Annotated in this window: 19 protein-coding genes; 9 read left to right on the plus strand and 10 right to left on the minus strand. The window is 71.2% G+C overall.

Annotated features, from left to right (window positions below):
- The first annotated feature begins 29 nt into the window (after positions 1–29).
- From AC3EU2_RS04070 to AC3EU2_RS04100, 7 genes are all read left to right on the plus strand, one after another.
- A complete protein-coding gene (locus tag AC3EU2_RS04070; RefSeq protein WP_488178449.1) occupies positions 30–974 on the plus strand; it encodes an ABC transporter ATP-binding protein in 945 nt (314 codons plus the stop codon).
- Complete coding sequence (locus AC3EU2_RS04075) at positions 971–1,780, plus strand: hypothetical protein (protein WP_488178450.1); 810 nt, start codon at positions 971–973, stop codon at positions 1,778–1,780. The genes AC3EU2_RS04070 and AC3EU2_RS04075 overlap by 4 nt, the downstream gene beginning before the upstream one ends.
- On the plus strand, positions 1,719–2,597 hold the full coding sequence (locus AC3EU2_RS04080) for a hypothetical protein (protein WP_488178451.1): 879 nt from the start codon (positions 1,719–1,721) through the stop codon (positions 2,595–2,597). The genes AC3EU2_RS04075 and AC3EU2_RS04080 overlap by 62 nt, the downstream gene beginning before the upstream one ends.
- A 71-nt stretch (positions 2,598–2,668) precedes the next feature.
- Entirely contained in the window at positions 2,669–3,691 is a 1,023-nt protein-coding gene (locus AC3EU2_RS04085) for an alpha/beta fold hydrolase (protein WP_488178452.1), read from the plus strand.
- Between the two features lie 61 nt (positions 3,692–3,752).
- Positions 3,753–4,469, plus strand: coding sequence for a class I SAM-dependent methyltransferase (locus AC3EU2_RS04090; RefSeq protein WP_488178453.1), 717 nt, complete (start codon positions 3,753–3,755; stop codon positions 4,467–4,469).
- Between the two features lie 52 nt (positions 4,470–4,521).
- A complete protein-coding gene (locus AC3EU2_RS04095) occupies positions 4,522–5,124 on the plus strand; it encodes an N-acetyltransferase family protein (protein ID WP_488178454.1) in 603 nt (200 codons plus the stop codon).
- 445 nt (positions 5,125–5,569) lie between these two features.
- On the plus strand, positions 5,570–6,226 hold the full coding sequence (locus tag AC3EU2_RS04100) for an SRPBCC family protein (RefSeq protein WP_488178455.1): 657 nt from the start codon (positions 5,570–5,572) through the stop codon (positions 6,224–6,226).
- Positions 6,227–6,255: 29 nt separating this feature from the next.
- On the opposite strand, the gene icmF is transcribed toward AC3EU2_RS04100, so the two are convergent.
- Positions 6,256–9,528, minus strand: a complete 3,273-nt coding sequence (icmF, locus tag AC3EU2_RS04105) for a fused isobutyryl-CoA mutase/GTPase IcmF (protein ID WP_488178456.1) — start codon at positions 9,526–9,528, stop codon at positions 6,256–6,258.
- 400 nt (positions 9,529–9,928) lie between these two features.
- Here icmF and AC3EU2_RS04110 point away from each other — a divergent pair, with 400 nt between their 5' ends.
- Positions 9,929–10,300, plus strand: a complete 372-nt coding sequence (locus AC3EU2_RS04110) for a VOC family protein (protein WP_488178457.1) — start codon at positions 9,929–9,931, stop codon at positions 10,298–10,300.
- 54 nt (positions 10,301–10,354) lie between these two features.
- Here the strand turns inward: AC3EU2_RS04110 and AC3EU2_RS04115 are convergent, their stop codons facing one another.
- The 5 genes from AC3EU2_RS04115 to AC3EU2_RS04135 all read right to left on the minus strand — a co-directional run bounded on the left by AC3EU2_RS04115 (position 10,355) and on the right by AC3EU2_RS04135 (position 15,741).
- Positions 10,355–10,516 (minus strand): hypothetical protein, encoded by a 162-nt coding sequence (locus AC3EU2_RS04115; RefSeq protein WP_156996375.1) that lies wholly within the window; start codon positions 10,514–10,516, stop codon positions 10,355–10,357.
- Between the two features lie 48 nt (positions 10,517–10,564).
- Positions 10,565–11,008 (minus strand): type II 3-dehydroquinate dehydratase, encoded by a 444-nt coding sequence (gene aroQ, locus AC3EU2_RS04120; RefSeq protein WP_488178458.1) that lies wholly within the window; start codon positions 11,006–11,008, stop codon positions 10,565–10,567.
- Between the two features lie 194 nt (positions 11,009–11,202).
- Positions 11,203–13,821 (minus strand): DUF4153 domain-containing protein, encoded by a 2,619-nt coding sequence (locus AC3EU2_RS04125; protein ID WP_488178459.1) that lies wholly within the window; start codon positions 13,819–13,821, stop codon positions 11,203–11,205.
- Positions 13,818–14,531 carry a response regulator gene (locus tag AC3EU2_RS04130; protein ID WP_488178460.1) on the minus strand — a complete coding sequence of 238 codons (714 nt, stop codon included), beginning with the start codon at positions 14,529–14,531 and terminating at the stop codon, positions 13,818–13,820. Before AC3EU2_RS04130 ends, AC3EU2_RS04125 begins: the two co-directional genes overlap by 4 nt.
- A gap of 253 nt (positions 14,532–14,784) precedes the next feature.
- Positions 14,785–15,741 carry a helix-turn-helix domain-containing protein gene (locus tag AC3EU2_RS04135; RefSeq protein ID WP_488178461.1) on the minus strand — a complete coding sequence of 319 codons (957 nt, stop codon included), beginning with the start codon at positions 15,739–15,741 and terminating at the stop codon, positions 14,785–14,787.
- A 90-nt stretch (positions 15,742–15,831) separates the two neighbouring features.
- On the opposite strand from AC3EU2_RS04135, the gene AC3EU2_RS04140 reads away from it, so the two are divergent.
- Positions 15,832–16,029, plus strand: coding sequence for a hypothetical protein (locus AC3EU2_RS04140; RefSeq protein ID WP_488178462.1), 198 nt, complete (start codon positions 15,832–15,834; stop codon positions 16,027–16,029).
- A 15-nt stretch (positions 16,030–16,044) separates the two neighbouring features.
- Here the strand turns inward: AC3EU2_RS04140 and AC3EU2_RS04145 are convergent, their stop codons facing one another.
- The 4 genes from AC3EU2_RS04145 to AC3EU2_RS04160 are packed head-to-tail and all read right to left on the minus strand — an operon-like array spanning position 16,045 to position 20,682.
- The gene (locus tag AC3EU2_RS04145; RefSeq protein ID WP_488178463.1) at positions 16,045–16,818 is read right to left on the minus strand and encodes an SRPBCC family protein; all 774 of its coding nucleotides are present in this window, start codon (positions 16,816–16,818) and stop codon (positions 16,045–16,047) included.
- 3 nt (positions 16,819–16,821) lie between these two features.
- A complete protein-coding gene (locus AC3EU2_RS04150; RefSeq protein ID WP_488178464.1) occupies positions 16,822–17,676 on the minus strand; it encodes an FAD binding domain-containing protein in 855 nt (284 codons plus the stop codon).
- Complete coding sequence (locus AC3EU2_RS04155; protein ID WP_488178465.1) at positions 17,673–20,171, minus strand: xanthine dehydrogenase family protein molybdopterin-binding subunit; 2,499 nt, start codon at positions 20,169–20,171, stop codon at positions 17,673–17,675. The genes AC3EU2_RS04150 and AC3EU2_RS04155 overlap by 4 nt, the downstream gene beginning before the upstream one ends.
- 1 nt (position 20,172) lies before the next feature.
- On the minus strand, positions 20,173–20,682 hold the full coding sequence (locus AC3EU2_RS04160; protein WP_488178466.1) for a (2Fe-2S)-binding protein: 510 nt from the start codon (positions 20,680–20,682) through the stop codon (positions 20,173–20,175).
- Positions 20,683–20,690: the final 8 nt, after the last annotated feature.

Here is a 20,690-nt window from a genome sequence, read left to right on the forward strand (position 1 = left end):
AGGAGGAGCGGTGGAAGGAAGTGGTTCCGGTGGCCTCGGCGATCACGGTTTCCGGACTGGTGAAGAACTTCGGCCCCAGCACGCGGGCGCTGGACCGTCTCGATCTGCAGGTTGAGGCCGGCGAGGTGCACGGGTTCCTCGGCCCCAACGGTGCGGGGAAGACGACGACGATCCGCGTCCTGCTGGGCCTCCTGCACGCGGACGAGGGGCTGGTGTCCGTCCTCGGCGGCGACCCCTGGCGTGACGCGGTCGCGCTGCACCGACGTCTGGCCTACGTCCCCGGCGAGGTGAACCTCTGGCCCAACCTCACGGGCGGCGAGGCGATCGACCTCCTCGGGGACCTGCGCGGCGGCCTCGACCCGTCTCGCCGGGAGGTGCTCCTCGAGCGCTTCCAGCTCGACCCGACGAAGAAGGTCAGGGCGTACTCCAAGGGGAACAGACAGAAGGTCGCCCTGGTGGCCGCCCTCTCCTCCGACGTCGAGCTGTACCTGCTCGACGAGCCCACGTCGGGGCTGGACCCGCTCATGGAGGCAGTCTTCCAGGACGTCGTCCAGGAGCTGCGAGCAGCGGGGCGCAGCATCCTGCTCTCGAGCCACATCCTGTCCGAGGTCGAGGCCCTGTGCGACCGCGTGACGATCATCCGGGCGGGTCGGGCGGCCGAGAGCGGCACGTTCACCGAGCTCCGCCACCTCACGCGGACGTCCGTGGCCGTGGACGCCATCCGTCCGCTGCAGTCCGTGGAGCGCTGGCCCGGCGTGCACGACGCCCGTCAGCACGACGGCCACGCCGAGTTCAGTGTCGAGGCCGGTGCGTCCAACGAGGTGCTCGCCCACCTCGTCGAGCACCGGGTGCGCTCGATGGTGACCTCGCCGCCGACCCTCGAGGAGCTTTTCCTGCGGCACTACGGCGAGAACCTCCGCGCCGAGGCCGAGCATGAGCCGGCCCTGCCCTCTGGGGCGGTGAGGGCACGATGACCGGGTTCACCGGCAGTGCGAGGCTGCTGCGCCTCGCACTGCGCCGTGACCGGCTCACCCTCCCGGCCTGGGTTCTCGGCATGGGAGCCTTCGTGGCGGTCACGACGGCCCTGTTCGACGACAGGTTCGCCACCAACCCCGTTCTCCTGGAGCAGGACACCCGGATCGTCGTGGAGAACCCGGGCATGCGGGTGCTGGGGCTCGTGACCGGAGCGAGTGTCGGCGGATACACCCTCCACCGGGACGCGCTGACCCTCGCCGTCCTGGCCGCCATGATGAGCGTGCTGGCGGTGGTGCGTCACACTCGGCAGTCCGAGGAGCTGGGGCGCGAGGAGATGCTGGGTGCGGTCGTCGTCGGTCGGTACGCCTCCCTGGCCGCGGCGACCGCGGTCACCCTCGCCGCGAACGTGGCGCTCGCCCTCACCATCGCGCTCGGGCTGGTGGTCGCCGGACAGCCCGTCGCAGGGTCGCTGGTCGGCGGCGCGTCGATCGGCGTCGTGGGGGTGTTCTTCACCCGGAGTGGCTGCAGTGACGTCGCAGCTGTCGTCGACCAGCCGCGGGGCGACCGGCCTCGCGAGCGCCGGACTGGGCGCAGCGTTCGTGCTCGCGGCCCTCGGCAACATGATGGGGACGGTGGACGGGGCGGCTCTGCGGGTGACCAGCGCCTGGCCGGCGTGGCTGTCGCCCATCGGCTGGGGCCAGCAGATGCGACCGTACGCCGACAACCTCTGGTGGCCAGCGTCCGTGGCCGTCCTGGCCCTGGCCGGGCTCTTCGCGACGGCGGTCGTCCTCGTCGGCCGGCGTGACGTGGGACGTGGGATGTGGGCCGAGCGCCGGGGCGCCGCCTCCGCGCACCCAGCCCTGTTGAGCCCGGCGGGCCTGGTCTGGCGACTGCAGCGAAGCACGCTGCTCGGCTGGGCTGCGGCTTTGGTCGGCATCGGCCTGATCTTCGGGGCCCTCAGCGACCAGATCGCGGGGCAGGACGGTGCCGGGACCGAGTGGTACGACGCGTTCGGCGGCGACGTCGACCTCATCGGCGCCTACTGGGCGTCGATGATGCAGATCGCGGGGACAGACGTGTCGATCTACGTGGTGACGCTCATGCTGCGCCTTCACCGTGACGAGTCGCAGGGCATCCTCGAGTCGGTGCTGGCGACGGCGGTCTCGCGCCTCCACTGGCTGGGCGCCTACGCCCTCAACGCCCTCGTCGGCGCCATGGTGCTGATGCTCGGCTTCGCGGTGGCGATGGCCGTGTCGGGCGGCGGCGCGCTCGGCGAGGCCGGGCCGCTGCTGGGTGACCTCGTCGTCGCCGCCCTCGTCCAGATCCCCGCCGTCGCGGTCGTCGGTGCTGCTGCCGTGGCGATGGCCGCAGTGGCCCCGAAGTGGGCCACCGGGCTGTTGTGGGCGCTGGTGGTCGTCTTCATCGTCGTCGGCCCCATGTTCGGTGCCTCCTTGGGGCTGCCGTCCTGGTTGCTGAACTTCTCGCCCTTCACCCACGTGCCCAACGCACCGGCGGCCGCCGTCACCGTCGCTCCGATCCTGGGGCTGGCCGTGACCGCCGCACTGCTGGCGGTCACCTCGGCCGTCGGGATGCGCCACCGGAACCTCGCGCTCCCGGCCTGACCCCTCTCGGAGCGAGGGTGCGCCACGCCGCCCGCTTCCGTCGACCGCTCCCGCCCACCAGACTGTGGCTCGTGGAGCAGGAGCTCGGGTCGGCCACCCTGGCTGACGGGACGGCGGTCCGGTTCGCCGTGGCGGGCAGGGGACCGGTGGCGATCCACGTCCCGGGGTGGGTGTCGCATCTCGAGCTGGGGTGGGCGGTGCCGGCCGAGCGTGAGTTCTACGAGGGTCTTTGCACCGGTCGGACCCTCGTCCGCTACGACAGACCCGGGTGCGGGCTGTCCGGCACGACCAGCCGCTCGGACGTCGTCGACCTGGAGATGGAGGTCCTCAGCGCGGTCGCGGCGGCGGTCGGGGCCGACCGGTTCGACCTCCTCGGCGCCTCCTTCGGTGCGCCCCTCGCGGCGAGGTGGGCGGCTCGTCATCCGGAGTCAGTGAGGCGCCTGGTGCTCTACGGCGGGTGGGTCGACGGTGCCGCGGTGGCCCCACCCGGCATACGGGAGCACGTCCTCGGTCTCGTCGACCAGCACTGGGGCCTCGCCTCGGACGTGCTGACGGAGATCTTCGCCCCCGAGGCCGACGCCGGGTTCCGCGCCATGTTCTCCCGCTACCAGCGGGAGTCGTCGTCTGCTGGATGGGCGCACCAGCTGCTGGCGGCCTGCTACGACATCGACGTCTCCGACGACCTCGCCCGGATCGTGGCACCGACCTCGGTCATCCACCGCCGGGGCGACCGCGCCGTCCCCCTGGCCGAGGGTGAACGCTTGGCTGCCGGCATCGGCGGAGCAAACCTGACCGTGCTGGGCGGACGCACCCACATCCCCTTCGCCGGTGACTCGCGCTCCGTGCTCGACGCGATGCGCCGAGGCCTCGGCCTGCCCGCCCTCCTGCCCGAGGCGCCGCCCACGCTGACCTCGCGCCAGACGCAGGTGGCGGCGCTCGTGGCGCAGGGGTGGTCGAACCGGCAGATCTCCGAGGAGCTCGTCATCAGCGAACGAACCGCCGAGTCACACGTCGAACGGATCCGTGACCGGCTCGGGTTCCGGTCCCGGGCCCAGGTCGCGGCTTGGTACGTCGCCTCCCACGCCGGCGGCTGATCCCCCAACTGCGGTATTTCCACTGCTGACGGCGTCTGACCGCCACCGGCACGCTCGATGCATGAGCACAGAACTCGCGCAGACCGCCTCGGTGACCACACGGCACACCCGTGCCTTTGTCGACCTCGAGGACCGCAAGGATGTCGCGGACTTCGTGGCGCACCCGGTCCGCGGTCGGTTCAACTCGGCCTTCTTCTGGGTCATGGGTGGCTACATCAACTGGCACATGCGCCAGGGCAAGGCCATCGCGTTCGCCGAGCTGCCGTCGACCGTGGTCGAGCTGGGGGCGGGAGTCGGCGCGAACCTGCGCCACCTGCCCGACGGCGCGCGCCTCATCGCGGTCGAACCCAACCCCCACATGCACGCCCGGCTCCGGCGGACGGCCCGGTCACACGGCGTCGACCTCGAGATCCGCAGCGTCGTCGGCGAACGGATCGACCTGCCCGACGCGAGTGCCGAGGTCGTCATCTCCAGCCTCGTCCTGTGCAGCGTCAGTGACCCGTATGCCGTCCTCGCCGAGGTCCGCCGCGTCCTGCGGCCCGGTGGTCGGTTCGCGTTCGCCGAGCACGTGGCAGCCGAGCCGGGCACGCCGACGCGCTGGGTGCAGCGGGCGCTGCGTCGGCCGTGGGCGTGGCTCTTCGAGGGCTGTTCGTGCGAGCGGGACCTCGCGAGCGCGATCGGGTCCGCGGGTTTCGCGCGCGTCGAGCTCACCCACTACCGGATCCACTCGCCGTTCCTGCCGTTCAACCCCCACATCGCCGGCACGGCCACCGCCTAGCCCCCACCGCTGCACGGGCCCGAGCCGAGACTCGGCCCAGAGAGACACTCCGATGAACATCCCCCTCATGGCTGCCGCCCGGGAGCGCCGGAACACCGGTGACCGGGCCGCCGACACCATCCACCTGCGCTGTCTCACGCCCGACGACGGGCACCACGTGAGGGACCTCGTCGAGCGGATGTCCCCGCAGTCGCGCTACCAGCGCTACTTCCGCCCGGTGCGGTCCTTCGAGCCGGCCGACATCGCACGCTTCGTGGCGCTCAGTCCCACCCACGTGGCCGTCGGGGCGTTCGACGCAGGCCCCCTCGTCGGGATCGCGCAGTACTTCAGGTCCTCGCAGCAACCCGACCACGCGGAGGTTGCCGTCGAGCTCGCCGACAGTCACCACGGACGCCGGGTCTCCAGCCGGCTGGTCCGCGAGCTCGCCGTGCTCGCCGGCGAGGCTGGCATCACCCACTTCACGGCGACCGTGCTCTCCGACAACCGCCCGGTGCTCGCGCTCATGCGGTCCCTGGCCTGGCCGATCGCTGCCACCCCGGACGGGGCCTACACCGAGATCGTCGCGACCCTGCCGCCCGACATCGTGAGGAATGTGGCCAGCCGCGCGACCGTGGCCTGGGCCGGCTGGCCGAGCCGACGTGCTGGAGCCGCGTGACCGAGTCGCGCGGGAGGACCGACCGGACGCCGACGCCGACGCCGCCACTCGGGCGCACTTCGCGTTCCCGGCCCACCTCGAGCTGGCAGGGTTCACCACCTGGGGGGTGGCCCCCGTGCCGCGACAAAATGGTCTTGGGCGAGCGCGCCGGGAGGACGCGATCGGGCTCCTCGCCGGGCCGCTCGCCCGTGGATCAAGGGAGGGATCATGAACGTCCTCGAGTCCACTCGGCCCAAGAAGTTCGACGAGCTCGCCAGCGGACGACCTCAGCCCCGGTGTCGCGATGATCGAGGTCGAGCCGCCGGGGAACCGCTCCACGCCGGGCCGGGTCACATCCACGCCTGGCGGGCAGCAGGCTCCAGCGAGACGTCCTCACCTCGCTCGAGGCCGCCGCTGCCTGCCCGTCCACTCTCTGAACCAGGCGTCACGGCCGGAGGAGGCCTGTGTGGTGCACCCGAACGGGAGGTTCGCCGCAGCCCTCGCGGTGGCGGCGGCATACTCCGTCTTGCTCCGGCGGGGGATGACGTCCGGATCCACGTTCCAAGAGCGCCGGTGTGGGCTTCCCGGGGACGAGCTCATCGCGCACCCGACCCTGGTGACCCACCATGCCGCGACCATCGCCGCTCCGCCGGAACGCGTGTGGCCCTGGCTCACCCAGCTCGGATGGCACCGCGACGGCTGGTACACCCCGCGCTGGGTCGACCGTCTGCTCTTCCCCGGCAACTGGCCCAGCGCGGAGCGCCTCGATCCTGCCCTCGTGAGAGACCTCCGTCGCGGCGACACCGTTCCCGACGGCCCACCGGGCACCGCCGAGTTCGTCGTGGAGCTGGCGGAGGCGCCCTCCGTGCTCGTCCTGCACTCGCGGACGCACCTGCCACCCGGCTGGGCCGAGCGCTTCGGAGCCGACCTCGACTGGGTCTGGACCTTCTCGCTGACGCCGACCCCCATCGGGAGCGGCACCGGCACCCGGCTGCTCATCCGCAACCGCGGATGGGTCACGCCACGATGGCTGGACCTCGCCTACCGCGCCCTCGTGGTGCCGGCCGACCACGTCATGGCCCAGGGGATGCTCAAGGGTCTGGCCTCCCGCGCGACGCGATGACGGTGAGTGGCCGCTGACTCGAACGGTTCTCAGACGTTGCGGCGGTACTGGCCTCCGACCTCGAAGAAGGCGTCGGTCACCTGCTGGAGGGTGCAGACCCGCGCGGCGTCCATGAGGACGGCGAAGACGTTGTCCCCGCACATCGCGGCCTCCCGCAGTCGCTGCAGCGCCACCTCGGCCTCCTCGCGGTGCGTCTCGCGGTAGGCCCGCACCCGGGCCAGCTGGGACTCCTTCTCGGACTCGGACGCGCGCGCCAGCTCGACGTGTTGCGGCGTGCCGCCCTCGGCGTCGGGCTTGCGGAAGGTGTTGACTCCGATGATCGGCAGTGACCCGTCGTGCTTGCGGTGCTCGTAGACCATCGACTCGTCCTGGATCTTGCCGCGCTGGTATCCGGTCTCCATTGCACCGAGCACTCCCCCGCGCTCGCTGATCCGGTCGAACTCGGCCAGCACAGCCGCCTCGACCATGTCGGTGAGCTGGTCGATGATGTACGACCCCTGGAGCGGGTTCTCGTTCATCGCGAGTCCCCACTCACGGTTGATGATCATCTGGATCGCCAACGCACGGCGCACCGAGTCCGGACCCGGGGTCGTCACCGCCTCGTCGAAAGCGTTGGTGTGCAGCGAGTTCGCGTTGTCATAGATCGCGATGAGCGCCTGGAGCGTGGTGCGGATGTCGTTGAAGTCCATCTCCTGCGCGTGCAGCGACCGACCCGACGTCTGCACGTGGTACTTGAGCTTCTGGCTGCGCTCGTTGGCGCCGTACTTCTCGCGCATGGCGACCGCCCAGATGCGGCGGGCCACGCGGCCGATGACGGAGTACTCCGGGTCCATGCCGTTCGAGAAGAAGAACGACAGGTTCGGCGCGAAGTCGTTGATGTCCATGCCGCGCGCGAGGTACGCCTCGACGTAGGTGAAGCCGTTCGACAGCGTGAACGCGAGCTGGCTGATGGGGTTCGCCCCGGCTTCGGCGATGTGGTAGCCACTGATCGACACCGAGTAGAAGTTGCGCACCTGCTGCTCGATGAACCACTCCTGGATGTCGGCCATCATCCGCAGCGAGAACTCGGTCGAGAACAGGCACGTGTTCTGCCCCTGGTCCTCCTTGAGGATGTCAGCCTGCACCGTGCCGCGCACCTGCGTGAGGGCAGACGCACGGATGCCGGACGCCTCCTCCTCGCTCGGATCGCGCCCTTCGCGCTCGGTGAACTTCGCCAGCTCGGCGTCGATGACCGTGTTGAGGAAGAACGCGAGGATCGTCGGCGCCGGGCCGTTGATCGTCATCGACACGCTGGTGCTCGGAGACGTGAGGTCGAACCCGTCGTAGAGCGCCTTCATGTCCTCGAGCGTCGCGATCGACACACCGGAGGTGCCTACCTTGCCGTAGATGTCGGGTCGCGGGTCGGGGTCGCGGCCGTAGAGGGTCACCGAGTCGAACGCTGTCGACAGACGGGTCGCCGGCTGCCCCTCGGACAGGAGCTTGAAGCGACGGTTCGTGCGGAACGGGTCGCCCTCGCCGGCGAACATGCGCGCGGGGTCCTCGTTGTCGCGCTTGAACGGGAAGACACCCGCAGTGAACGGGAAGAAGCCGGGGAGGTTCTCGCGGCGCAGGAACGACACGAGGTCGCCGTTGTCAGCGAAGGACGGCACTGCCACCCGGCGGATCTTGTTGCCGGACAACGACTCCCTCCACAACGGCGTGTGCAGCTCTGCGCCTTCTCGTCCCCGAATCGTCACGACCTGCTCGTCACCCGCGTACGTCTCGACGACGGCCGGCCACCTCTCGATCGCCTCGGCCACGGCGGTCGGGAGCTCCTTGCGGGCCTCGACCAGAAGAACATCGACGGCGTGGGCCGTGTCCTCGACGTGACCGGCGGCCGCGAGCTCGTCGTCCACGAACTCGAGCCGCTGCACGCGACGGGCGTGGACGGCATACGCCTCCGTCTGCGAGTGGTACCCACGGACGGTGTCGGCGATCTCGGAGAGGTATCTGACCCGCGCGGCCGGGACGATCTGGCGCAGCACCGACGAGTGGCGCACGTCGACGTGCGGCAGGACGCCCTCGGCGAGCTGGAGCCCCTTGGCGACGAGCAGCCCGCGCAGCTCCTGGTAGAGAGCGGTGACCCCGTCGTCGTTGAACGTCGCGGCCGAGGTGCCGAAGACGGGCATGTCCTCGGGCTTCTTGCCGAACGCGCCGCGGTTGCGGACGAGCTGGCGGCCGACGTCGCGCAGCGCGTCCAGCGCACCGCGCCGCTCGAACTTGTTGATGGCGACGAGGTCGGCGAAGTCGAGCATGTCGATCTTCTCGAGCTGGCTCTGCGCGCCGAACTCGGGTGTCATGACGTACATCGAGACGTCGGCGAAGGGCACGATCGCCGCGTCGCCCTGGCCGATGCCGGGTGTCTCGATGATGATGAGGTCGTATGCCGCGGCCTTGAGGATCGTGATGACGTCCTCGAGCGCTTCGGGCACCTCGCGGCCGCCGCGGGTCGCGAGCGAGCGGAAGAACACGGGAGAGGCTCCGTCGGGGCTGCTGTTGGCGTTCATCCGGATGCGGTCGCCGAGGAGCGCGCCACCACCGCGGCGGCGCGTCGGGTCGACGGCCACCACGGCGATGCGGAGCTTGTCCTGCTGGTCGACGCGCAGGCGGCGGACGAGCTCGTCGGTGAGGCTCGACTTGCCCGAGCCGCCGGTGCCGGTGATGCCGACGACGGGGACGGTGCGGCCGGCAGCCGCCTTCGTGAGCTCGGCTCGGTCGGCGTCGGAGAGCGCCTCGACCTCGGCGCCGGTGATGGCCCGGGCCACGGCCGGGCGCTCCCCCGCCAGGACCGCGGCGACGTCGGCCGGTCCGGCGGCATAGAGGTCGGTGTCGCAGGCCTCGATGACCGTGTTGATCATGCCGACGAGGCCGAGCCGCTGGCCGTCCTCGGGGCTGAAGATCGTCACACCGGCCTCACGGAGCCGGGCGATCTCGTCGGCGACGATGACGCCGCCACCACCGCCGACGACCTTGACGTGGCCGGCGCCGGCCTCGCGCAGCAGCTGGACGAGGTACTCGAAGTACTCCACGTGCCCGCCCTGGTAGGACGACACGGCGATGCCCTGCACGTCCTCCTCGATCGCCGCGTCGACGACCTCCTGGACCGAGCGGTTGTGCCCGAGGTGGATGACCTCGGCGCCCTGGCTCTGCATGATCCGCCGCATGATGTTGATCGACGCGTCGTGGCCGTCGAACAGGCTGGACGCGGTGACGATGCGCACCGGGTTCGTGGGCACGTGCAGATCGGGCGACTTCTGTGTCATGCCTTCGATAGTAGGACGTCCTACTAATACCGGGAAGTCACCTGGACATGGCCCGTCAGCGCTCCCGCATGTCGGGGTGCCGCGCGCTCAGCCACGCCATGGTGTCCCCGCTGGTCCGGACATTGCCTGCGACACCCGAGGTGCCGCGGCGCTTGAGGAACAGAGCCACGAGCACGATGACGATGATAAGAGCGATGAATGTCCAGATGGCGTCCTCCGCTCCGCCGTGCCGCGAACGGGTTCGGCGACCAAGGCGAGAGCGGGTGCGTCAGGGACCGCCATGCCTCGATCGGGCCGGTCAGGCGCCGGGTCTCGACTGTCGGGGTCCGGCGTAGCCTCGGCTCCAGCGCCCGGGCGACGGCGTCCGGGCCACGACCAGTCGAGAACGACAGGAGCAGCCATGGACTACCGCATCGAGCTCATCTTCGTGCCGGTGAGCGATCCGGACCGCGCGAAGGCGTTCTACGAGGGCCAACTCGGCTGGCACGTCGACTTCGACCAGACGGTGCAGCCGGGCCTGAGGTTCGTCCAGGTGACGCCGTCGGGATCCGCGTGCTCGATCGCGTTCGGCGAGGGGCTCAGCGAGGACGAGCCCGGGTCGCTGCGCAACGTGCAGGTCGTCGTCGACGATGCCGATGCGACGCGGGCGACGCTCCTTGGAGCCGGTGTCGCCGCGAGCGAGGTCGACGACCAGCCGTGGGGGCGTTTCGTCACCTTCCCGGATCCCGACGGCAACCGCTGGACGCTCCAGCAGCTCGTCCCTCAGGGGTAGCGCCCCGCCGGCCGGCCTGGTGACGCGCCCGCGCCGACCCGGCCGGTGGTGCGCTCAGCCGCCGCCGAAGCCCTGGCCGGAGCCCTCGCGGTGGGTCGACTGGCCGAGGGCCTTCTCCGTCGTCTCGGTCCCGCCGCCCAGACCGCTCGACCCGCGACGGTTGAGCACGTAGGCGAGGATCGCGATGATGACGACGAGCGCGATGAGGTACCTCATGTCCAGCCCCTGCTTCCCCCAGACCACGGACGGGCCCGGAGCGTCAGGTTAGCGGTCCTGCTGCTCGGCCACCCATCGAACCGCCTCGACGTACCCGGTGACCCCGCGGCCGATGACCTGGTGGCCGGTGACGTCCGTGAGGTAGCTGTGGTGGCGGAACGCCTCGCGGGCGTGGATGTCGCTGATGTGCACCTCGACGCTCGGGACGGTGACCGCCGACATCGCGTCGCGCAGCGCGACCGAGGTGTGCGTGTAGCCGGCGGCGTTGACGACCAGGCCGGCGATCCCGCGCCGCCCTTCCTGCAGCCAGTCGATGAGCTGGCCCTCGTGGTTGCTCTGCCGGAAGTCGAGGTCCAGCCCAGCGGCTGCGCAGGCCGCTCGGCAGAGCTCCTCGACGTCGGCGAGGGTCGCGCTGCCGTAGATCTCCGGCTCGCGCTCCCCCAGCAGGTTGAGGTTGGGGCCGTTGAGAACGAGCACCGTGGTCGAGTCCATGCCGCGAGTATGCCGGTCCCACGCCGCCGCCTCCGCCTCGTTGCACCCGGCATACCCGCTGCGTCCGCAACCCTGGTCGAGAACCCGACCACCTCTGAGGACGCACGCACCCGGCATACGCGCTGCGTCCGCAACCCTGGTCGAGAACCCGACCACCTCTGCGGACGCACGCAGCCAGCGGGTATGCCGGCCGATCAGCCTCGCGTGGCGTCCGGCACGAACCCGTCACCGAAGGCACGGCACGTGGCCGCGTCAACGGTGAGGTCGGCGCCCTCGAGGGCGTCGAAGGCGCGATCACGAGAGATGTTCCATGAGAGGACGTCGTCGCGCCCCGCGTCGTACTCGTGGCGCCACCCGAGGACGCACGCCGCCTGCGCGTCGTCGAGCCGCTCGAGGATCGCCGGGGTGGCGTCGGGCCCGAGGGTGGACAGGTAGGCGGTGTCGAGCTTGCCGGTCTGCTCGAACCGGTCGAGGTTGCGGGACGCCACCCAGGCGTCGGGGTTCATCAGCCCGAAGCCGAGGAAGAACAGCGCACCGGACAGCAGCGCCGCCCGGGGCACCCACGCGCCCCGGCCCCTCACGACCGCGACGACCATGAGGACGAGGAGCAGCCCGAGCCACAGCTCGAAGCCGTCGACGAAGACGCGCAGCGTCGTGTAGCCGTACGCCTCCTGGTAGAGGCTCATCCGGTAGAGCGCCGACGCGACGACCGCGAGCGTCAGCACGCACAGCGTCACGAGCGCGACCTTGAGGACGAGCCGGTCAGAGGCCGACGCCTGCGGCGCCTTGCGGGTGGCGATGCCGATGACGACGAACGTGAGGAAGGTCGCGGTGGTGAGCTGGCCGAAGCCCTGGTGCACGTACTCGGCGTACGTCAGGCCGGTGGTCTCCCGCAGGTACTCGTGACCGCCCCACATGGCCGTCGCCTGCGCGACGAGGAATGCCGCGAACAGCGCGATGACGACCCCGAGCGGCACGAGCCACTCCCACCGGTGCGAGACGGGGGCGCTGCGCGGGATGTCGAGGTCGGCGATGCGCGGCGGGTTGAGCGCGAGGTAGGCGCCGGCCAGGGAGACCCCGGCGACGAAGACGAAGATGAAGACCCGCGCGATGATCGAGTCCCAACGCAGGTCGGGAACGAGTGACTGCGCCCACGACCCGAAGATCGCGTCGCCCGAGGCGAAGAGCCCACCGAAGAGGACGAGCCCGACCGCGGCGATCGCGACGGTCCGCAGCACCGGCCACAGCAGCGGCATCCGGCTCGTCGCGCTGAGGGTCCGGCCGAGCAGCGGCAGGCCGCGCAGCCCGGCGAGCACCCACGACATCGCGGACAGGGGGATGCTGACGAACGACCGCGCCCGCGTGACGGTGGCCGCCAGGAGCAGGGCCGCGATCATCGCCGACAGCACCATGATCCACTCGGCCGCCCGAAGGACCGTCATGGCGGTGAGCGCGACCCCGACCGCGACGCAGGCGATCGCCCACGGCGTCCGCCTCTCGCGCGACGCCGAGAGGATGAGGACGGCCGACAGGAGCGCGACGAGTCCGGCGGCCATGCCGATCCGTCTGTCCGGCAACATGATCGCCGCCAGGAGGCCGATCAGCAGCGCGCCGATGAGGAGCTTGGGCTGTGGCCCGCGACTGGTCTCCGGCCAGAACCTGCCGAAGAGCGTGTCGGTCAGCGCCGGGGGTCCCGGCCGTGCCGCCACGTCCGGGAGGGCCGGCTGGGGGTGCGGTGCGGAGGGCTGGGCGGGGGGCTGCGCGGGCGTGGGCGTCATGGTGACCTCCGGGGTCGTTGGTGCGTTCTTCGTCGTATGCCGTGGCAGCACCGCGCGCAGTCGCGCGCCTCGCGCGCCGGGCTCGGTGGGCAGGACGTGGATCGAGCCGCCGTGCAGCTCGCAGACCCATGAAGCGATGGCGAGGCCGAGGCCCGTGCCGCCACCGGAGTCGTCACCGGTCCCGAACCGGCTGAAGACGCTGGCGGCCTTCTCGACCGGGATGCCGGGTCCGTCGTCGACGACCTCGAGCGCCCAGCGGGCGTCGTCGAGGACCGAGGCGACGAGCTGGATCTCGCCGTGGGGCGGGCTGTGCCGGGCGGCGTTGTCGAGGAGGTTGGCGACGAGCTGCGCGAGGCGCGCGGGGTCGGCGGTGACGGCGAGGTCCTCGGGGACCACCCGGCACACGAAGCGGACCGGGCGGGCGCCGAGCTCGGCCTCGGCCACGGCGCGGCGCAGGACGTCGCCGACGACGACCTCCTCGAGCCGGAGCGGCGCCACGCCCGCGTCGATCCGGGAGAGGTCGAGGAGGTCGCCGACGAGGTCGCTGAGCCGCTCGGACTGGGTGAGGGCTCCGCGCAGCGCCTTGTCGTCGGGCTGCACCACCCCGTCGACGAGGTTCTCGAGCAGGGCGCGCTGCGCGGTGAGGGGGGTGCGCAGCTCGTGCGACACCGTGGCGATGAGCTGCCGGCGCTGGTGGTCGGCGTCGGCGAGGTCGGAGGCCATCGCGTTGAACGCGCGGGCGAGGTGACCGACCTCGTCGGTGGACGCCGTGGACACGCGCTGGCCGTAGTCGCCCGCCGCCATGCGGCTCGTCGCCTCGGTCATCTCGCGCAGCGGCGCCGTCAGGCCGCGGGCCAGCCACTGGGTGACGAGCAGGGCGGCGGCGACGGTGACGGGCAGGGTGAGCCAGGCCGGCATACCGGCTCGTTCGCCGATCGTCGCGAAGAGCGCGGCGACGACGCAGCTCACGCCGACGAGGAGCCCGAGCTTGACCTTGATCGAGCCGACCCCCTCGAGGGGCTGGTCGGAGTTCACGCGTCCTCCAGGGCGTAGCCGACGCCGTGCACCGTGCGCACCCGGCCGGCGCCGATCTTGGAGCGCAGGGACTTCACGTGGCTGTCGAGGGTGCGGGTGCCGGAGGCGTCCGACCAGCCCCACACCTCGCCCATGAGCTGCTCGCGGGAGCGCACCGCTCCGGGCGTGGAGGCCAGCGCGGAGAGGAGGTCGAACTCGAGGGGGGTGAGGTGGACCTCGGTACCGGCGACGGTGACCCGACGCGCCGGGCCGTCGATCTGGACCGCGCCGACGTGGGTGGTCGGCGTCGGCGTCGCGGCGAGCTCGGCGGCGCGCTCGACCCGCCGGAGGAGGGCGTGGGTGCGGGCGACGACCTCGCGCATCCGGAACGGCTTGGTCACGTAGTCGTCGGCGCCGACGCCGAGCCCCACGAGGATGTCGGTCTCGTCGTCCCGGGCGGTGAGCATGAGGACCGGCACGGGGCGGACGGCCTGGATGCGGCGGCACACCTCGAGCCCGTCGTAGCCGGGGAGCATCACGTCGAGGACGACAAGGTCGGGGGCGTGCTCGTGGAACGCCGTGACCGCACCGGGGCCGTCGTGCGCCTGGTGGACGACGTAGCCCTCGGCGCGCAGGCGGTCGGTGACCGCCTGGTTGATCGTGGGCTCGTCCTCGACGATGAGCACCGTCATGCTCGCCGGGGCCGCCGTCCCCACACCTGTTCCGCTCATGTCCCTGACACTAGGAGCCCGCCGATGGAGTCCGTGGGCGCGACCTGTGGAGATCTCGTGAAGATCGGCCCTGAGCGCCCACCGCTCGGCCTCGGTGACGTGCCTCGTGCCGAGCGCCCCCCGGTGACCGCTTGCGTCTGCGTGGATGGTGAGGTTTCTGACCATCCACGCAGACGCTGGCGTATGCCGTCCCGCGTGCGTCGGCTTGCATCCGCAACCTTGGTCGGCATCGCGACCAGGGTTGCGGACGCTGTCAGGCGGGGGAGCGGTGGCGCGTTCGGAAGACGGTCGGCGTGAGCCCGGTGCACTGGGCGAAGTGGTGCCGCAGCAGGGCGGCGCTGCCGAAGCCGACATCCCGCGCGACCTGGTCGATCGACAGGTCGGTCTCCTCGAGGAGCTCCCGCGCCCGCAGCATCCGCTGGTCGGTGATCCACTGGTGCGGGGTGGTCCCGGTCTCAGAGACGAAGCGGCGCGCGAAGGTCCGCCCCGACATCGAGGAGCGCCGGGCCAGCTGGTCGACGGTGTGCGGCTCGTCGAGGTGCTCGAGCATCCACTCGAGGACGGGCCCGAGGCTGTCGGCCTCGGTGACCGGGACCGGCCGGTCGATGAACTGCCGCTGGCCGCCGTCGCGGTGGGGGGAGACCACCATCCGCCGGGCGATGCGGTTGGCGACGGCGCCGCCGTGCTCGGCCCTTACGAGGTGCAGGCAGGCGTCCACCCCGGCGGCGGTGCCGGCGCTCGTGATGACCGTCCCGTCGTGCGCGTAGAGCACGTCGGGGTTCACCCTGGCCAGCGGGTACGACGCTGCGAGCTCCTCGCTGTGTCGCCAGTGGGTCGTGCACTCGCGGCCGTCGAGGACACCGGCCGCGCCGAGGGTGAAGGCGCCGGAGCAGACCGAGAGGACCCAGGCCCCGCGGTCGACCGCGTCACGCACGACCTGCACGACGGCGTCGGAGGGGGCGAAGGCGGCGCTGCTCGCCGGGATCGCCACGAGATCGGCGTCGGCCGCCGCCTCGAGGCCCAGCGCCGCGACGAGGGCCGTCCCGCCGTCGGCGCGCAGCGGCACCCCGGGACGCTCGGTGCAGACGCGGAAGTCGAACGGCGGCACCCCGTCGTCCGTGCGGTCCACGCCGAAGACCTCGGCGAGCACGCCGAACTCGAAGACGGCGACCGGATCCTGGAGCACGACGGCGATCGAGTGCAGGGCCATGCGGCCAGCATGACAGGTTGGCAGTATCTTGTGCAAGACCGTCAGATCAGCCACTCGTGGCAGGATATCGTCGGCCGTCAAACTCTTGCCATGAGCACTTTCCTCTCCGACATCGCCCCGTTCATCCCCGCACTGTTGCTAACGGCCCTCTTCGTCTGGGCGCTCGAGCGCAACCACCGGCGTCAGCAGCAGGCCCCCTGGGCCGACGACTTCCGCCACCCGGCCGAGCACGACGCCGACCACCGGCGCAGCGCGCACGACTGGGACGCCTACGGTCGAGCCGCCTGACCTCGTCGGTGCTCGTCAGCCGCGGTCCCGACCGATCGCGTAGCCGATGAGGATCCCGATGAGGCCGGCCACGGCATACGGCCCCCACTGCCTCACCGCCGACGGCAGGGCGACCGCGCCGAGGTCGATCGCGTCGTCGACCACCGGCGTGGGTCGCGTCGCGGCGCGGGTCCGCACCGGGGCCGGTGCCGCGGCCATGGCCGCGTGCGCCGACCCGGCGGCGTCCGCCTCCTCGCCTCCCGAGGTCGGCGGCGTCGCCTCGCCCGCCGACCCGGCGGCCGCCACGCCCGCCCCGCCCGCCACGCCCGCCCCGCCCGCCACGCGCGTCGCCGCACCGTCCTCCGCCGGAGCGACGAACTGGCTCTCGATGCAGTCGACGAACTGACGGAGCAGCTTGTCGGAGACGTCCTGCATGACGCCCCGACCGAACTGCGCCGGCTTGCCCGTGATCGCGAGGTCCGTGTCGACCTCGACCCTGGTCTGCTCACCCACGGGCGAGAGCTGGAGCGTCACGGTGGCGCCTGCGGTGCCGTTGCCTCGCTTGTCCTTGCCCTTGGCCTCGATCACGGCCCGCCGCGCGGCGGCGTCGCGTTCGGTGAAGGTGCCGGAGCCGGCATACACGAGGGAGATCGGGCCGAGCCTGACCTTGACCGTGCCCGAGAAGCCGTCGTCCGAGAACTCGGTGATGGTCGCCCCCGGGAAGCAGCCGCCGACGCGTTCGAGGTCGAGCAGCGTCTCCCAGGCATGGTCGGCGTCCGCGGGCACCGTGAACTCGTGGTGCAGCTCCACCGGTCAGCCTCCCGCCGCAGCCAGGACGGCTCGCCTCGTGAGGACGGGGGCCAGCGCGCGACGGTAGTCGGCACTGCCGTTGAGGTCGCTCGGCGGCTCGGTGCCCTCGGCGGCCGACGCGCAGGCCGCGCCGATGGCTGCCTCGCTGACCTCGCAGCCGACGAGCGCCTGCTCGACCGAGGTGGCGCGCACCGCAGTGAGACCCATGTTGGTCAGGCCGATGCGCGCCTCGGCGATCGTGCCGCCCTCGGTGCGCACGGCCGCCGCGACGGCGACGATCGACCACTGGTGGACGACCCGCACGAACTTCTCGTAGTGCCCGCCCCAACCCGTGTGCTTCGGGATGCGGATCGCGGTGAGCAGCTCACCGTCGCCGACGGCGGTCTCGAACAGGCCCTTGAAGAACTCACTCGCCGGGACGGTCCGCTCTCCGCCCGGTCCGGTGATGACGAGCTGGGCCTCGAGCGCGAGGATCGGGGCGGCGACGTCACCGGCCGGGTCCGCGTGCACGAGCGCTCCCCCGACGGTGCCGCGGTGGCGGATCTGGGGGTCGGCCACCTCCTCGACGGCCTTGGTGAGGACGGTCGCGTGCTCGCGCACGGCGTCGCTTGCGATGAGGTCGACGTATGCCGTCATCGCGCCGATGACGAGGTGGTCGCCGTCGTCGGTGATGCCGCGCAAGGTGTCGATCCGCCCGAGGTCGACGACGACGGAGGGGTCGCCCAGCCGCATCCGCAGGACGGGGAGGAGCGACTGGCCGCCGCCCAGCACCTTGGCCTCGTCGCCGTGCTCGGCGAGGGCCGCGAGCGCGTCCTCGACCGAGGTCGGGGCGAGGTAGTCGAAGGTTGCGGGGATCATCGCGTGCCTCCTTCGGCTCCGGCGCCGGGATCCTGGTTGGGCTCACCCTCGACGAAGTGCGGCTGGGCCTCGGGGGTGGTCTCGGTCGCCCCGCCGGCACGGGCCGACTGGATCGCCGACCACACCCGCTCGGGGGTGCACGGCATCGTGATGTCGTTGATGCCCATCGGCCGCAGCGCGTCGACGATCGCGTTGACCACGGCGGGAGTGGAGGCGATCGTCCCGGCCTCGCCGACGCCCTTGGTCCCCAACGTGTTCGTCGTCGACGGGGTCGACGTGTTGTCCGTGACGAAGGAGATGGTGTCGGCCGCCGTGGGCAGCGTGTAGTCGACGAAGGACCCCGTCACGAGCGTCCCGTTCTCGTCGAACACGGCCTCCTCCCACAAGGCCTGCGCGATCCCCTGGACGATCCCGCCGTGCTCCTGCCCGGCCACGATGAGCGGGTTGATGACGACGCCGATGTCATCGACCGCGACGTAGGCGCGCATCCGGCTCGCACCGGTCTCGGTGTCGACCTCCATGGCGCACAGGTGGGTGCCGTGCGGGAACGAGAACGTGTCGGCGTCGAACGTGGCGTCGGAGTCGAGGGACTGCTCGACCCCCTCGGGGAGGTCGTGCGCCGTCCACGACGCCAGCGCGATCTCGCCGATGGACAGACCCTTGTCCGTGCCCTTGACCCCGAACCGCCCGGACGTGAACTCGAGGTCGTCGACGTTGGCCTCGAGCAGGTGCGCCGCAATGGGTCTGGCCTTCTCGATGACCTTGTCGGCGGCCCGGACCAGGGCTTCGCCACCGAGGACGAGCGAGCGCGACCCGTAGGTGTCGAGCCCCCTCGGGGCGACCATGGTGTCGCCGTGCAGCACCTCGACGTCGTCGAACGCGACCCCCAGACGGTCTGCGACGATCTGGCTCCACGCCGTCTCGTGCCCCTGACCGTGCGCTGACGCGCCCGTGACGACCTCGACCTTGCCCGTCGCCAGCATCCTGATGCTCGCGTGCTCCCAGCCGCCGGCTCCGTAGTTGAGCGCCCCGAGGATGCGCGACGGTGCGAGCCCGCACATCTCGGTGAACGTGGACACGCCGATGCCGAGCTGGACGGCGTCCTGGCGGTCGCGACGCTCCTGCTGCTCTCGCCGCAGCCCCTCGTAGTCGAACAGCTCGGTCGCCCGCGCCGTCGCCGCCTCGTAGTTGCCGGAGTCGTAGGTCATGCCCGCGACGGACGTGAACGGGAACTCGTCGTGGGTGATCCAGTTCTTCGCTCGGATCTCGAGCGGATCCACCCCGACCTCTGCTGCCAGCTCGTCCATGATCCGCTCGATGCCATAGGTCGCCTCAGGCCGCCCGGCCCCCCTGTAGGCGTCCACCCACGTCTTGTTCGTGTACACCGTCTGGCAGTTGAACTGGTAGGCGGGGAACTTGTAGATGGCGTTGAACATCCACGCGCCGAGGACCGGCACACCACCGCCGAGGATCGCGGCGTACGCCCCGAGGTCAGCCAGGAGCTCGACCTTGAGGCCGGTGACCGCGCCGTCCTTGGTCGCGGCCAGGGTGAGCTTCTGGTGCTGGTCGCGTCCGTGGTGGCACGAGACCATCGTCTCGGAACGCGTCTCGGTGTACTTGCAGGGTCGGCCCACCCGACGCGCGGCGGCGAGGGTGATGAACTCCTCCGGAGTGGTCTGGAGCTTGCCACCGAAGCCGCCGCCGACGTCGGGGGCGATGACCCGGATCTTGGCCTCGGAGATCCCCGTCGTCGCGGCGATGAGGAACCGGAGGATGTGCGGGATCTGGGTGGAGGTCCAGATGGTGATCTGCTCGCCCGTGGGGTCCACGACCGTTGACCGGGGTTCCATGAAGGCAGGGACGAGCCGCTGTTGGCGGTATTCGCGCTCGATGACGATCCCGCCCTCGCGGGCCCTCGCGCTGGCTTCGTCGACGTCACCTCCGGTGCCCGCCTGGGCGGAGTCGAGCTGCCAGAAGTCCGACTTGTTCGTGCCGAGGTCCGGGTGGACCAGCACCGTGTCGTTCATGGCCTCATGGGCGTCGAAGACGGCCGGCAGCTCGTCGTAGTCGACGTCGACGAGCTCGGCCGCGTCACGCGCCGCCGCAGCGGACCGCGCCACCACGCACGCCACGATCTCACCCGCGCAGGCCACCCGGTCGACGGCCATCGGCAGGTGGTCGGGCGTCTTCTGGTCTGCGGAGAGCGGCCACGCGTTGGCGATGGCTCCCTGGGTGTCCTTGATGTCGGCACCCGTGATGACGGCGACCACCCCCGGCGCCGCCTTCGCCTGCTCGACGTCGATGCTGCCGATCGTCGCGTGCGCGAACGGGCTCCGCACCATGGCCAGGTGAAGCATCCCCGGGAGCACGATGTTGTCGGTCCACTTCGTCCGACCGGTGATGAGGCGCTGGTCCTCCTTGCGTCGCCGGTCGCGTCCGATCTCCTTCTGCGGGACGGCGGTGTCGCTGTCCGGCCGGTCGTCAACGGTGGTCACGTCACTCGCCCCCCTTGAGGTCGGGGCTCGTGCCTGCGGGACCAGCGGCGGCCATGGCCTTGGCGCCGGTGTCGACCGCCCGGACGATGTTGTGGTAGCCGGTGCACCGGCACAGGTTGCCCTCGAGCCCCTTGCGGATCTCGTCCTCGGTCGGATGCGGGTTCTCCCGCACGAGGTCGAGGCTCTGCATGATCATCCCCGGCGTGCAGTAGCCGCACTGGAGGCCGTGGCACTCGCGGAAGGCCTCCTGCATCGGGTGGAGGACACCGTCCTTGGCCAGGCCCTCGATCGTCGACACCTCGTGCCCGTCGGCCTGGACGGCCAAGATGTTGCACGACTTCACGCTCACCCCGTCGAGATGCACGGTGCACGCACCGCAGTTGCTCGTGTCGCAACCGATCACGGTCCCCGTCCTGCCCACCACTTCTCGGAGGTAGTGCACGAGGAGCATGCGGGGCTCCACCTCGTCGCTGTAGGTCGAGCCGTCGACCGTGACCGAAATCCGAGTCATCATTGACC

It is taken from the genome of Knoellia sp. B-D-2 (assembly GCF_057714695.1).

Bases quoted from the DNA above. Each gene is read 5' to 3' on its own strand.
- AC3EU2_RS04130 (WP_488178460.1), bottom strand. From the start codon at position 14,531: ATGAGCGGAACAGGTGTGGGGACGGCGGCCCCGGCGAGCATGACGGTG.
- AC3EU2_RS04140 (WP_488178462.1), top strand. From the start codon at position 15,832: ATGAGCACTTTCCTCTCCGACATCGCCCCGTTCATCCCCGCACTGTTG.
- AC3EU2_RS04095 (WP_488178454.1), top strand. From the start codon at position 4,522: ATGAACATCCCCCTCATGGCTGCCGCCCGGGAGCGCCGGAACACCGGT.
- AC3EU2_RS04150 (WP_488178464.1), bottom strand. From the start codon at position 17,676: ATGATCCCCGCAACCTTCGACTACCTCGCCCCGACCTCGGTCGAGGAC.
- AC3EU2_RS04090 (WP_488178453.1), top strand. From the start codon at position 3,753: ATGAGCACAGAACTCGCGCAGACCGCCTCGGTGACCACACGGCACACC.
- aroQ (WP_488178458.1), bottom strand. From the start codon at position 11,008: ATGGACTCGACCACGGTGCTCGTTCTCAACGGCCCCAACCTCAACCTG.
- AC3EU2_RS04075 (WP_488178450.1), top strand. From the start codon at position 971: ATGACCGGGTTCACCGGCAGTGCGAGGCTGCTGCGCCTCGCACTGCGC.
- AC3EU2_RS04115 (WP_156996375.1), bottom strand. From the start codon at position 10,516: ATGAGGTACCTCATCGCGCTCGTCGTCATCATCGCGATCCTCGCCTAC.
- icmF (WP_488178456.1), bottom strand. From the start codon at position 9,528: ATGACACAGAAGTCGCCCGATCTGCACGTGCCCACGAACCCGGTGCGC.
- AC3EU2_RS04110 (WP_488178457.1), top strand. From the start codon at position 9,929: ATGGACTACCGCATCGAGCTCATCTTCGTGCCGGTGAGCGATCCGGAC.
- AC3EU2_RS04135 (WP_488178461.1), bottom strand. From the start codon at position 15,741: ATGGCCCTGCACTCGATCGCCGTCGTGCTCCAGGATCCGGTCGCCGTC.
- AC3EU2_RS04160 (WP_488178466.1), bottom strand. From the start codon at position 20,682: ATGACTCGGATTTCGGTCACGGTCGACGGCTCGACCTACAGCGACGAG.